The organism is Paracoccus suum, from assembly GCF_003324675.1.
Lineage (GTDB): Bacteria > Pseudomonadota > Alphaproteobacteria > Rhodobacterales > Rhodobacteraceae > Paracoccus > Paracoccus suum.
Genome location: NZ_CP030918.1, coordinates 182,617 through 196,193 on the forward strand (window position 1 = coordinate 182,617; position 13,577 = coordinate 196,193).

Annotated in this window: 9 protein-coding genes; 6 read left to right on the forward strand and 3 right to left on the reverse strand. The window is 66.6% G+C overall.

Annotated features, from left to right (window positions below):
• Positions 1-10 precede the first annotated feature (10 nt).
• From DRW48_RS00845 to DRW48_RS00870, 6 genes are read left to right on the forward strand one after another with little or no spacing between them, the layout of a single operon-like run.
• Positions 11-1,231 (forward strand): amidohydrolase family protein, encoded by a 1,221-nt coding sequence (locus DRW48_RS00845; RefSeq protein ID WP_114074759.1) that lies wholly within the window; start codon positions 11-13, stop codon positions 1,229-1,231.
• Positions 1,228-2,406, forward strand: a complete 1,179-nt coding sequence (locus DRW48_RS00850; protein ID WP_114074760.1) for a pyridoxal phosphate-dependent aminotransferase — start codon at positions 1,228-1,230, stop codon at positions 2,404-2,406. The genes DRW48_RS00845 and DRW48_RS00850 overlap by 4 nt, the downstream gene beginning before the upstream one ends.
• Positions 2,403-3,851 (forward strand): alpha-amylase family protein, encoded by a 1,449-nt coding sequence (locus DRW48_RS00855; protein WP_241963320.1) that lies wholly within the window; start codon positions 2,403-2,405, stop codon positions 3,849-3,851. The genes DRW48_RS00850 and DRW48_RS00855 overlap by 4 nt, the downstream gene beginning before the upstream one ends.
• On the forward strand, positions 3,848-5,239 hold the full coding sequence (locus tag DRW48_RS00860) for a dihydroorotase (RefSeq protein ID WP_114074761.1): 1,392 nt from the start codon (positions 3,848-3,850) through the stop codon (positions 5,237-5,239). Before DRW48_RS00855 ends, DRW48_RS00860 begins: the two co-directional genes overlap by 4 nt.
• Positions 5,236-6,243, forward strand: coding sequence for an ABC transporter ATP-binding protein (locus DRW48_RS00865; RefSeq protein ID WP_114074762.1), 1,008 nt, complete (start codon positions 5,236-5,238; stop codon positions 6,241-6,243). Before DRW48_RS00860 ends, DRW48_RS00865 begins: the two co-directional genes overlap by 4 nt.
• Positions 6,240-7,208 (forward strand): ABC transporter ATP-binding protein, encoded by a 969-nt coding sequence (locus DRW48_RS00870; protein ID WP_114074763.1) that lies wholly within the window; start codon positions 6,240-6,242, stop codon positions 7,206-7,208. The genes DRW48_RS00865 and DRW48_RS00870 overlap by 4 nt, the downstream gene beginning before the upstream one ends.
• Positions 7,209-7,290: 82 nt before the next feature.
• On the opposite strand, the gene DRW48_RS00875 is transcribed toward DRW48_RS00870, so the two are convergent.
• The 3 genes from DRW48_RS00875 to DRW48_RS00885 form a co-directional block, all read right to left on the reverse strand.
• The gene (locus DRW48_RS00875; RefSeq protein ID WP_114074764.1) at positions 7,291-10,431 is read right to left on the reverse strand and encodes an efflux RND transporter permease subunit; all 3,141 of its coding nucleotides are present in this window, start codon (positions 10,429-10,431) and stop codon (positions 7,291-7,293) included.
• Between the two features lie 33 nt (positions 10,432-10,464).
• Complete coding sequence (locus DRW48_RS00880; protein ID WP_241963321.1) at positions 10,465-12,066, reverse strand: efflux RND transporter periplasmic adaptor subunit; 1,602 nt, start codon at positions 12,064-12,066, stop codon at positions 10,465-10,467.
• A gap of 324 nt (positions 12,067-12,390) precedes the next feature.
• On the reverse strand, positions 12,391-13,572 hold the full coding sequence (locus DRW48_RS00885) for a MalY/PatB family protein (protein ID WP_114074765.1): 1,182 nt from the start codon (positions 13,570-13,572) through the stop codon (positions 12,391-12,393).
• Positions 13,573-13,577: the final 5 nt, after the last annotated feature.

Sequence of the window (13,577 nt, forward strand, 5' to 3'; positions counted from 1 at the left end):
GAGGACCGACATGCCCGAACCCGCAGCCTGGCGATACCAGAAGATCACCAAGCCGATGTTCGACCTGCCGCAGGAGGAGGCGATCCTCGCCGGCCGCATCCTGCCCATGGCGGGCGAGCCGATCGAGAACGGTTTTGTCCAGATTGCGGACGGGCGCATTGTCGCGGTCGGGCCGCGGACCGAGATGCCGGCAGGTGAGGTCACGGAAACCGGCGGCACCATCATGCCCGGCCTGATCAATAGCCACGCCCATCTCAGCTGGGACGGCATCCACGATCTTGCGCGGCAGTCAATGGACGACCCGGTCCCGATCTCGGTCTTCAAGGCCGCCGGCAACATGCTGAAATCGCTGCGTGCCGGTATAACTCTGGTTCGCGATCTCGGCTTTCACGGGCTGAATCTCTACTCCAAACAGGCGGTCGAGCAGGGCATCTTTCCCGGCCCGCGGGTCAAGGTCTGCGGCAACGCGATCATCCAGACGGGCGGCCACACCTACTGGGTTTGCCGCGAGGCAACAGGCGCGGACGAGATGCGCCGCGCAGTGCGCGAGCAGGTCAAGGGCGGCGCAGACCTGATCAAGATCATGGCCTGCCACGACACGCTGGAGTTCACCGACGAAGAACTGGCGGCCGTCATCGACGAAGCGCACCGCAACAAGCTGCCGGTGACGGCGCATGCGACCTATGATGCCTGCATCGCCCGCGTGGCCGAGTTCGGCGTCGATTGCATCGAGCATGGCGGGTCAATGTCGGAGGAGACGATCCAGCTGCTGCTGGCGAAGAAGCTGCCTATCGTCACCACCTTCGCGCCCCTGGTCCAGCAGAGCCAGCCCGAGATTGCTCGCAAGTTCGGTATCCCCGACTGGAAGATCGAAGAGCGTCAGAAAGCCATCGCCGATCCCAAGCGGTATGCCGGGCTCAAGCGCGCAGCCGAGGCAGGGGTGCCCATCGTCTTTGGCACCGACGCCGGCTCGCCTGCCGTCGAACATGACGTCGTAGCACCGGAACTCGCTTTCATGGTCAGCGTCGGCGTCTGCCGCGACAACCTCGATGCGCTCGCCTCGATCACTTCGCGCGCTGCCCGCATCGTGAGCATGGAGGACGAGATCGGCACGCTGGAGGCCGGCAAGGCCGCCGACCTGATCGTGGTCGATGGTAACCCCGCCGAAGATCTGTTCGCGCTGGAGCGCGTGCGCCGAACCTATGTCGCCGGGCGGAGGATGCACGGATGAGCCGCCTGCTGGACGGCCTCGCCCCCCGCATCGTCGAGGAGGACGGCAGCTTTCGCACAAAGATGCTGGGTATCGCGGCCGGGATGACCGATGTCATCGCCATGGGAAGGGGCGATCCCGATTTTCACACGCCGGCGCATATCGCCGAGGCTGCAAAGGCCGCGATCGACGCGAACGAGCATCACTATACGGGTCCGACCGGCCTTCCCGCGCTCCGCAAGGCCATCGCGGCCGACCTGGCGGCACAATACGGGCTCGACTACGACGCTGACGAGATCGTGGTGACCGCGGGCGTGCAGGAATCCATCATGCTGCTGATGCTGGCGCTCGTGCGGCAGGGCGACGAGGTGCTGATCACGTCGCCACGCTTCACCACCTATGACACTGCCGTTCACCTCTGCGGCGGGGTGCCGGTGCCGGTGCCGACGTACGAGAAGGACGACTTCGCCCTCGACCCGGACGAGATCGAAGCCCGCATCACGCCGCGCACGCGGATGTTCGTACTGGTCACCCCCAACAACCCGACCGGCGCCGTGACGCCGCCCGACGCGATCCGCCGCATCGCGGAGATCGCGATCCGGCATGACATCCTGATCGTCGCGGACGAGATTTATGCACGCATGATCTATGCCCCGAACGAGCATCTCTCGATAGCGACGCTGCCCGGCATGCGGGAGCGGACGATCACGCTCAACGGTTTCTCCAAGACCTACGCGATGACCGGATGGCGCGTCGGCTATGTCGCTGCGCCTGCCGACTTCCTGGAGCGGCTGGTCGAGACCCGCCACACGCTGTCGATCAACACCTGCACCATCAGCCAGCACGCCGCGCTCGCGGCCCTGACCGGCCCGCAGGAGCCGATCGAGGCGATGTTGGCTGAGTACCGCGAGCGCCGCGACTGGCTGATGACCGCGCTGACCGAGGCCGGTTTCACCTATGGCCACCCGGGCGGGGCTTTCTACTTCTACGTCAACATCGCAGGCACAGGGATGGAAGCCCCGCAGTTCTGCGAGGCGCTGCTGCGCGAGACCGGCGTGATGGTCTTCCCCGGCACGATGTTCGGCGACGACAGCCGCGATTATATCCGCGTCGGCTACGTCCAGCCGCTGCCCGTCATTCAGGAGGCGATGGGGCGCATTCAGCGCTTCGTCGCCGAGCGAAAGGACGCCGCATGACCGACATGCACAATACCGAAGGCTCGCGGCCCGATCCGGCGAAAAAATTCGTCGGCGTGCAGATCAGTCCGATCAGCTTTGTCGACGAAGGTGTCGACGCGGTCTTGGACACCCTGCAGGACCGGGTTGGGGCCAATGTTCTGATGCTGGGCACGGTGTCCTGGCTTGGCCTGAAGTCTGGCCGCTCGATCAGCCACGAATTGGACGGCTGGCCCGATCACGGCGTGCCCGAGCCCTACCAGATGCGCGGCGGGGCCTACTTTGATCCCGACCCGCGCTATTACCGCGACACCTTCATGGCCGACTACCGCTCGCGCGACCCTGAATTCACGGGCAAGGACGTGCTGAAGATGGTCATTCCCGCCGCCCATGCGCGCGGGATGAAGGTTTACGTCGAGTTGATGGAGCCGTTCTTCAAATACGCGGGCCACGGCTCGGCCGCGGCGGTCGAGATCCCGACACTGCCGCAGGCGATGGAAGTCGACCTCTTTGGCCGTCTGGGCGGCGAGCCCTCGACGTCGAACCCCGGCTATCGGACCTGGATCCATTCGATGATCGAAGACCAGGTGCGCAACCATGATCTCGACGGGTTCATGTGGTGCAACGAGCGCAACAGCCCGCTGGACACGCTGATCCAGGGCGGCTGCCCCGGGGATTTTTCGGCCCCTGCGCGCGCCGAAGCCGAAAGCCGGGGCGTGAATGTCGAGGCCTGCCGGCAGGCGCTGTTGCGCCTCTATGATTTCTGCCAGGAAGCGGCGGCCGGCAAGTCCTTTGCCGATGGCAACCTGATTGCCTTCCTGCGCGTGCTTCTGGAAAACCCCGAGGCGCTGATCTGGGAAAAGTTCTGGCTTGAGCGCAACAAGGATCTGGACCGCGAATTGTACGGCCTGGTGAAATGGTGCAAGCCGACGCTGCCGTTCGGGCTGAACATCTGGAATCGTAACCATTTCAATATTTTGCGCCGCGCGCAGTGGCCTTGGGCTGAACAAACGCGCTATGCCGATTTCGTCAAACCGATCACCTATCAGCATCAGGCGGGCGAAGTCTGGGCGAAAGAACTGGGTTTCTTCCGCAAGACCGTCCTGCGCGACTTTGCCCCGGCAGAGGCGCAGGCGGCGCTGTTCCACATCCTCGGGTTCGACGAGGCGCCGTGGGACGCCATTGTCAGCGCCGGCATGGACCCCGATACCTATGTCTATGGCCAATGCGCCGACGCGCTGCGCGGGGTCGAGGGCAAGGCGGACGTGTATATGGGCATTGGCGTCGACGCGCCCCGCTCGCGCCCTGACACGGCGAAGATGACCGCCGACATCGCCTATCGCTCGGTCATGGCGACTTATCGGGCGGGCGGACACGGCGTTGTACTGTCGCCGAACTACAGTTCGATGCGGCTGACCCATCTTGACGGGGTAGCGCGGGCCCTGACCGAATTGGGGCTGAAATGAGCGTTGATCTGGCCATCAACGGCGGCACGGTGCTGACGCCAGAAGGGCTGCGGCCTGTCACCGTACTTGTGCGGGATGGCCGCGTCGCAGGTCTGGCCGGGCCGGAAGAGGCGGTGCCGGCCGCCGAGGTGATCGATGCCGCCGGGCTGCATGTCCTGCCCGGCGTCATCGACATTCATTGCCATATCCGCTCGCCCGCCTACCCCCAGCGCGGCAGCGTCGCCAGCGAGACCGCGGCGGCCGCCGCGGGCGGCATAACGACAGTGTTCGAAATGCCGATCACCGACCCCTGCTGCAACAGCCCGGAGCGGCTGCGGCTGCGGCGCGATCATTTCGCCCCGAGCGCGCATGTGGATTTCGCGCTCTATGCCGCCCCGGCGACCCTGACCGAGGCCGCCTTCGAGGCCTTGGCCGAGGCCGGCGCGATCGGGTTGAAAATCTTTACCACTCCCGCACCTCCCGGTCGCGAGGCGGAGTTCGCGGGGCTGTCATGGCCCGACGCCGCCGACCAGCTGCGCGTGCTGCAACTGGCCGCGCGCGTGGGCCTACCTGTGGTCGTCCATGCCGAACATCCGGAGTTGCTGGCCCGGGCCGCAGCGAATGCCGCATCACTGGACGCCGCGCGGGCCACTACACATGAGGCCGGCCGCCCAGCTCTGGCCGAAGTTCTCGCGCTGGCGCAGCTTCTGACGCTGAACATCGCCGCCGGCGCGCGGCTTCACATCGCGCATGTGACCTCGGCCGCGGCGGTCGACATGCTGCGCCGCTTTGCCGGCAGTTCCGATTTTTCGGCCGAGACCTGTCCGCACTACCTGCTCCACACGATCGAGGACATCGAACGGATCGGCGTCTGCGCCAAGATCAACCCGCCGGTGCGCACTGCCGCCGACCGCGAGGCGCTTTGGGCGGCGGTAGCGGACGGAACGCTCGGCCATGTGGCTTCCGACCATGCCGCCTTCGCGCCGGCGGAAAAGGGCGCGGTGGAGGGTAACTTCCTCACCGCGCCACCCGGCCACCCCGGCCTCGATACGATGCTGCCGTCGATGCTGGACGCAGTCGCGGGCGGCCGCATGGACCTCGCCAGCATGATGGACCGCCTGTCGGGCGCGGGCGCGCGCCGCTTTGGCCTCGCGGACAAGGGCAAGATCGCCGTCGGCGCTGCCGCCGATCTGATCCTCGCCGACCTCGGGGCCGAGACACACGTCACGGAGGCAGGCCTCCAGACAGCCGCTCGCGCTATCGCCCGGCTGTCGCATGGCGCGCGCCTACGCGGGCGGCTCACGCGCACGCTGGTCGCGGGACGCTCTGCCTGGGACGGCGCGCATACCGGCCCGGCGGGCACTGGACGCTTCGTTTCCCCCCGCACCCTGCACGGAGGTTCGCAATGACCGATACGCATCTGCTGGAGGTCACCGACCTGCAGACCCAGTTCCAGTTGTCGGGCAACCTGTCGGTCACGGCCGCGGACGGCATCAGCTTTACCGTGAATGCGGGCGAGACCGTCGCCATCGTGGGTGAAAGCGGCTCTGGAAAATCGGTGACGTCGCTGTCGATCATCCGCCTGCTGCCCAGCAAGGTGGGACGCATCACGCGGGGTTCGGTCCGCCTGCGCGGACGCGAACTGACCACCCTGCCCGAGGCCGAGATGCGGGCGGTGCGCGGGCGCGATATCGGAATGATCTTTCAGGAGCCGATGACCAGCCTGAACCCGGTCCACACAATCGGCCGCCAGATCGCCGAGGTCGTGATCCGCCATGAGCGACTGTCCGCCCGCGCCGCTCACGAGCGCGCGGTCGAGATGCTGGCGCTGGTCGGTATCCCCGAGCCGCGCCGCCGCGCCGACAACTATCCGCACGAGATGTCAGGCGGCATGCGCCAGCGAGCCATGATCGCCATGGCACTGGCCTGCCAGCCCGCACTGCTGATCGCGGACGAGCCGACCACCGCGCTGGACGTGACGATCCAGGCGCAGATCCTTGAGCTGATGCGCGAGCTGCAGCAGCGCCTTGGCATGGCCATCGTGTTCATCACCCATGATCTTGGCGTGGTGGCGGAAATGGCCGACCGGGTGATCGTCATGTATGCCAGCGAAGTCGTCGAAAGTGCGCCGGTGGGCGACCTCTTTTCGCAGCCATTGATGCCTTATACCGCGGGACTGATGCGCTCGATCCCGCACCTCGGCGCCTCGCGCGGCAAGCGGCTGGACGCCATCCCCGGACAGGTGCCGGCGATGACGCGCCTGCCCAAGGGTTGCCGTTTCTCGACCCGCTGCCCCTTTGTCCAGGATCGTTGCCGCGAAACGCGCCCGCCGCTTGAAGCAGCCGGCCCCGACCGCAGTGTGCGGTGCATCCGTTGGCGCGAACTGAATCTCGGCGAAAGGCTGACGGCATGAACGCGGATTTGCTGCAGGTCGAGGGTCTGACCAAGCACTTCCCCATCCGCGGGGGCGTGCTGAACAGGGTCGTGAACCATGTGAAGGCGGTGCAGGAGATCAGCTTCAACATCCGCCGCGGCGAAGTCGTCGGGCTGGTCGGCGAGAGCGGATCCGGCAAGACCACCGTCGGCCGGCTGCTGTTGCGCCTGGAAAATGCGACGGCCGGCAAGGTGTCGTTCGATGGCACCGACGTCACGGCCCTGCCCAAGGACCGGTTGCGCCGGTTCCGAAAGCGGATGCAGATCGTCTTTCAGGACCCTTATGCCAGCCTGAACCCGCGCGAGCGGATTGGCACCGTTCTGCAGCATGCCCTGTCGCTTCATGGTATCGGCACGGCCGCCGACCGGCCTGATCGCGCGGCGGCGCTGCTGGAGCGGGTTGGCCTGCCGGCCGACTACCTCGACCGCTTTCCGCACGAATTCAGCGGCGGTCAGCGCCAGAGGATTGGCATCGCCCGGGCCCTCGCTGTCGAGCCCGAATTCATCGTTGCCGATGAGCCGGTCAGCGCGCTGGACGTGTCGATCCAGGCGCAGGTCATCAACCTGCTGGACGATCTGCGGCGCGATTTCGGCCTGACGATGCTGTTCATCGCCCATGACCTCGCGGTGGTCGAACATATCTGCGACCGAGTGATCGTCATGTACCTCGGCCGGATCATGGAGATCGCCTCGGCCGAGGATCTGTATGCCCGACCCAATCACCCCTACACCAAGGCGCTGCTATCCGCCGTGCCCCTGCCAAAGCCGGGGGCCAAACGTCAGCGCGTGATCCTGCAAGGGGACATTCCCAGCCCGATCAACCCGCCATCAGGTTGCGTGTTCCGCACGCGATGCCCGCTGGCGAGCGAGGCCTGTGCCCAGCTAATTCCCCCGCTGGTCCCGGTCGGCAAGGACCACTTCAGCGCGTGCATCAAGACGACATAGGCGGTTCTGACCTGGGGCCCGGCGTTCTTGGGCGGGCTGGGCACGACGCCACGTCTGCGCCGACCTTAAAGTAGGCCGCTGCTCACGGGCGCACTGGCGCCTCTGCCACTGCCGCTGGCGTATCTTCAGACTGGTCCCCGCGTCCCAGCAGCCGGCGCATCAGCACGTAGAACAGCGGCGCGAACAGCACGCCCAGCGCCGTGGCGGCCAAGGTGCCGCCGAGGACCGTTGCGCCGATGGCGTTGCGGCCGCTGGCGCCCGCGCCTGACGACAGGGCCAGTGGCAGCACGCCCAGCGAGAACGCGATCGAGGTCATGATGATGGGCCGAAAGCGCTGCCGGGCGGCCTCGGTCACAGCGCGGTAGAGGGGAACGCCCGCCTGCGACTGCTCGCGCGCAAACTCCACGATCAGGATCGCGTTCTTGCCGGTCAGACCGATGACGGTCAGCAGGCCGACCTGAAAGAACACGCCGTTGTCGAACTTCCCGACCCATGCCCCCAGGAGGGCGCCCAGCACGCCGATCGGCATGACAAGGATGACCGCCATCGGGATGGACCAGCTTTCGTAAAGCGCAGCGAGGCACAGGAATACGGCGGCCAGCGACAGCGCATAGAGCAGCGTGGTCTGACTTCCGGACTCTCGTTCCTCGAGCGACAGGCCGGTCCAGGCCACGTTGAACCCGGTCGGCAGTTGCGTGGCGAGGTGTTCGATTTCCTCCATTGCCGCGCCGGTGCTGACACCGGGCATCGGGCTGCCCTGCATCTGCATGGCGGGCACGCCGTTGTAGCGGGTCAGACCCTGCGGGCCGAACGTCCATTCGCCCGTCGCGAAGTTCGAGAACGGGACCAGCCCGCCGCTCGAGTTGCGCACCCGCCACTTGTCGATGTCCGTGGGAACGGCGCGGCTGTCGGCCTCGCCCTGGACATAGACCTTCTTGATCCGGCCGCGGTCGATGAAGTCATTCACGTAGGAGCCGGTCCAGGCGACCTGCAGCAGGTTGGCGACCTCATTGGCCGAGACGCCCATCGCGCCGGCGCGTTGCCAGTCGATGTTCAGCCGGTACTGGGCCGCATCCTCCAGCCCCGAGGGGCGGGTCTGGGTGATGACCTTGCTTTGCGAGGCCATGCCTAGCATCTGGTTGCGCGCCTCGAGCAACTGCTCGTGGCTCTGCCCGCCGCGGGCCTGCAGGTAGAAGTCAAAGCCCGAGACGTTGCCAAGCTCGATCACCGACGGCGGCACGATCGGAAACACCATCGCATCACGAATCTGGCTAAGCGCGCCATAGGCCCGTCCGGCAATCGCGTTGACCGATTGCGAGGGATCGAGGCGCTCGTTCCAGTCCTTCAGCCGCACGAAGGCCATGCCGACGTTCTGCCCTTGGCCCGCAAAGCTGAACCCGGCAACCCCGAACATGGAGTCGACCGAGGCGCCCTCCTGGTTGATGAAATATTGCTCGACCTGGTCCAGCACCGCCTGCGTGCGCTCGGTCGTGGCGCCGGTCGGGCCTTGGATCAGCACGAACATGATGCCTTGGTCCTCGTCCGGCAGGAAACCGTCGGGGGTGCGCAGGAAAAGGAACACCATCGCCGCACCCAGCGACGCATAGACCAGCAGCACCCGCAGCGGTCGGCGCACGATCCAGCCGACCGCGCCGGTATAGCCATTGCTTGTCCGGTCGAAGCCGCGGTTGAAAAGGCCAAATAGGCCGCGCGTCTTGTGGCCGTGGGTGTTTCGCAGCAGCGAGGCACAGAGCGCCGGTGTCAGTGTCAGCGCGACGACCACCGAAAGGCCCATGGCCGAGACGATGGTGATGGCGAACTGCTGATAGATGACACCGGTCGAGCCGCCAAAGAAAGCCATCGGCACGAAGACGGCAGACAGCACGAGGGCGATGCCGATCAGCGCCCCCGTGATCTGGTCCATGGACTTGCGCGTGGCATCGCGTGGGGACAGGCCCTCCTCCTCCATGATCCGCTCGACGTTCTCGACCACGACGATGGCGTCGTCGACCAGCAGGCCAATCGCCAGCACCATGGCCAGCATGGTCAGCGTGTTGATGGTAAACCCGAAAGCCGCCATGATTCCGAAGGTACCGAGCAAAACGATCGGCACCGCCAGAGTCGGGATCAGCGTCGCGCGCCAGTTCTGCAGAAAGACGAACATCACCACAAAGACCAAGGCAACCGCCTCGACCAGCGTCTTGACCACCTCCTCGATAGAGATCTGCACGAATGGCGAAGTGTCGAAGGGGATCACGTATTCCACGCCCGCGGGGAAGAACTGCGAGAGTTCGGCCATCCGCTCCTTGACGCGCTTGGCCGTGTCCAGCGCGTTTGCCCCTGGCGCGAGGCTCAGCGCCATGCCGGTGGCGGGGCGGCCGTTGTAGGTCGCCTCGGCGCTGTAGGTTTCCGAGCCGATCTCGACCCGCGCGACGTCTTGCAACAGCACGAGGCCGCCGTTTTCCTCGGCGCGCAGGACGATTTTGCGGAATTCCTCTGGGGTGGACAGCAGGGTCTGCGCGGTGACCGTGGCGTTCAACTGCTGGCCCGCGACGGTCGGCAGGCCCCCGAACTCGCCGGCCGAGATCTGCGTGTTCTGGGCCGAGACTGCGGCGACCACGTCGGCCGGCGTCATCTCGTAGCCGGCCAGTCGCGACGGATCGAGCCAGATGCGCATGGCGTATTGCGCGCCGAACACTTGCACGCTGCCGATGCCCTCGACCCGCGACAGATCCTCGACGAGGTTCGTGACCATGTAGTCGGACAGGTCGGTGCCGTCGTAATTCTCGTCACCGATCAGGCCGATGACCATCAAAAAGCCCGAGGCGGCCTTTTCCACGGTCAGCCCCTGGCGCTGCACCGGACCGGGCAAAAGCGCCGTCGCCTGCGACAGCTTGTTCTGGACCTGCACCTGCGCGATGTCGACGTCGGTCCCTGTTTCGAAGGTCAGCGTGGTGGAGGACGTGCCGGCCGAGGTCGAACTGGACGACATGTAGCGCAGCCCGTCGAGGCCGGTCATCTGCTGCTCGATAACCTGCGTGACGGTGTTCGACACAGTATCCGCCGAGGCGCCCGGATAGACGGCGCGGATCGACACCGAAGGCGGCGCGATCTGCGGATATTGGGCGACCGGCAGCGTCAGGATCGACAGGATGCCGATGCCCATGATGATGATCGAGATGACCCAAGCGAAAACCGGTCGATCAATGAAAAATCGGGCCATGACTGTGCTTTCGCTGGCGTTCCGGGGTACGGCCTAGTTGCCGCCGGCCTGGCTTTCGGTTGGGGTCGCTGGGGGCCCTGCATCCGGCGCGGGTTTCGCATCGGGGGCAGCGGCATCCGCCGCGGGGGTATCTGCGGGCGCGGCGTTTGGCTCTGCGCCCGGTGCCGCCGTCGTTGCCGGCTTCTCTGCGGGAGAGTCGGTTTCCGGGGCGGCTGTATCTGTCGGCGCCGAGGTGTCTGTATTGGCCGGCTCCGCGGCAGGTGCAGTTGTTGTCTCGGGCTTTGCTTGGTCAGCAGCGGCCTTGCCTGTGGGACCCGCAACCCCCGTGCTCGGCTCGGCCGCTGCGCCAGTCGCACCCTCCCTGCGGGCTGGTGTATCCGCGCCAGCGTTGGCCGGCTCGGCGCCGGTTGCTGCATCGCCCGTCGCGGCCGATCCGGCGGCGGCGCCGCCCCCAGCCCCCGCACCCGGTTGGCCCGGTGCGCCGCCCTCCGGCGGCGCGGCGCCGCGTTCCTCCGGGCTCACCACGATGCCAGGCTGGATGGACTGGAAGCCCGCGACCACCAGCCGGTCACCGACGGCGAGGCCCTCGCGCACCACCCAGCTATTCCCGCGGTCCTGAACGATATCGAGTTGGCGTTCCTCGACCTTGTTGTCGGCCCCGATCACATAGGCAATCGGGCGGCCGCGGCGGTCGCGCGTCACGCCCTCCTGCGGGGCGAGGACGACACCCGAAAGCTTTGCCTGCGGAATCTCGGCCAGCACATACATGCCCGGCAGTAACAGACGGTCCGGGTTCTCGAACTCCATCCGCAGGGTCACGACGCCGGTGGTCTCGTCGACATGCGGCTCGGCCCCCGTCAGCGAGCCGGTGTGGTCGTAGACCGTGCCATCGGCCAGATGCAGCCGGACCGTCTGGTCGGCGCCGGCCGGCAGCGAGGCGGCACCGCCCTGACGCTGCCACCGGACGATCTCGGCCGCGGATTGGGTCACATCAACCTGGATCGGATCGATCCGGCGGATCACGGCCAGCGGGCTGGTCTGGCTGGCCGTGACCAGTTGCCCCTGCGAGGCGAGCGCGAGGCCGATCACCCCGTCCAGCGGCGCGGTGATGGTCGTCCGCTCGAGGTCCAGCCGCGCGCCGTCCAGCCCTGCGCGGGCGGCATCGACCGCAGCCTCGGCGGCATCGCGGGTCGCGATCGCGGTGTCCTGGGTCTGCTCGCTGGCGACTCGGCGGTCCCGCAGGGTGCCGACCCGCTCGGCATCGCGGCGCGCCGCGTCGGCGGTGGCGGTGGCTTGCGACAGCACCGCCTCGGCCTGCGCGACGGCGGCCTGGTAGCTGCGCGGATCGATGCGGTAGAGGGGTTGGTCCTTCTTGACCGCGCGGCCCTCGTCGAACAACCGCTCGGTAATGATGCCGCTGACCTGCGGGCGCAGCTCGGCCTCGGCCGAGGGCAGGGCCCGGCCGGGCAGCATCGCGGTCAGCGTCACATCCTCGGGCTGCACGGTGACCACCGTGACCGGGGGCGGCGGCGGCGCGCCGGGAGGCCCCCCCTCCTGCGCGAAGACGGACAGCGGTGCCACGGTAAGCCCACCCGCCATCAGGCCGGCATGCAGAATCGAGCGGAAGCATTTCATCTTTGATGGTCCGGCACGGATGGATGGATGGGACCGCGACGGTCGCAAAGGACAAGTCGGCGCAGCCTTTCTGGTTAACCAGACTATGCGTCGATCACGATTGCTTCAAGACGGGAACCCTAGGGAACTTTTCTGGCGAGCGAGAAAAATCCATCAATGGACGAGACTTATCGCCGGCGGCGTCAATAGTCCCGGAGGCCCAAGCCGAGGATAGCTATCAATTCCTCACGCCGCGGTGAGACGTGCCGGTCAAGGTAGCAGCCTCGAGACTAAACCTTGGTGCAAAGGCTCGCGTCGCGCAGGCCGCCTGAGCTGCCCTTGCCATCACTGAATATCCGCAAAGGCCCGCTGCAAGCGCTCGGCCGCCTCGGCCACCTGCGCACGCGGCATGGCGAGGTTGAAGCGCATCCGGTTCTCGCCGCCGGGCCCGAAAGTCTCGCCATGGTTGGCGGCAATCAGGGCGCTCCCCTCGATCCTCTGATGCAGCTTGTCGCTGGTCATACCCAACGCACCAAAGTCTACCCAAGCCAGATAGGTCGCCTCCAGGTCCATCGCCTGCACCCCAGGGATCGCGTTCATCGCCGCGTTGAACAGCCGCGCATTGCCGTCGATGTATGCCGTTAGCTGATCGACCCAGGCCGCGCCTTCGGGCGAGTAGGCGGCCGTTACCATTGGCAGGCCGAACAGGCCCGGCGAGATGCCCAGCGCTTGCACCCGCGCCTGGTACCGCGCGCGCAGGGCCGGATCGGTGACGATCACATTGCCCAGATGCGCGCCAGCGATGTTGAAGGTCTTGGTCGCCGCTGTCATCGTGACCAGCCGGTCGGCGATGTCGGGCGCGACGGTCGCCGTGACGTGGTGGGCGGGTCCGCCGGGCAACACGAGGTCGTGGTGAATCTCGTCGCTGACGAGGATTAGATCATGGCTGCGACAGAAATCGGCAATTTGACGCAGTTCAGCCTTGGACCAGACGCGGCCGCCGGGGTTGTGCGGCGAGCACAGGATGAACATCCGCTCGCGCCCCGTCAGCATCCCCTCCCACGCCGGCCAGTCGAGCTCGTACCGGCCATCGCGCAGCGCCATGGGCAGGCCCACGACCTCGCGACCGGCGGCGCGGATCACGCGGGCGAAGTTGTGATAGACCGGTGTCATCAGAATGATGCCGTCGCCCGGCTGGGTCAGCGCCTCGATAGCCATGGCCGTGCCATTGACCAAGCCGTTCACCGTCATGATGTCCGCGTCGGTGATCTGCCAGCCGTGGCGGTTCGCCATCCACCAGCGGATCGCGGCGAGATAAGGGGCGTTGTTGCCCGGATAGCCATAGATGCCATGCGCGACAGTGGTTTCCAGTGCGGCGCGCACGCAGGGCGGCGCGCGAAAATCCATGTCGGCAACCCACATACCCAGCGCCGCGGGATCGGTCACGCCGTAAAACGGCTGCAGATCATCCCACTTGCGGCACAGAGTGCCGCGGCGCTCGATGGTTTCGTCAAAACTCGGGGTCATGTTCG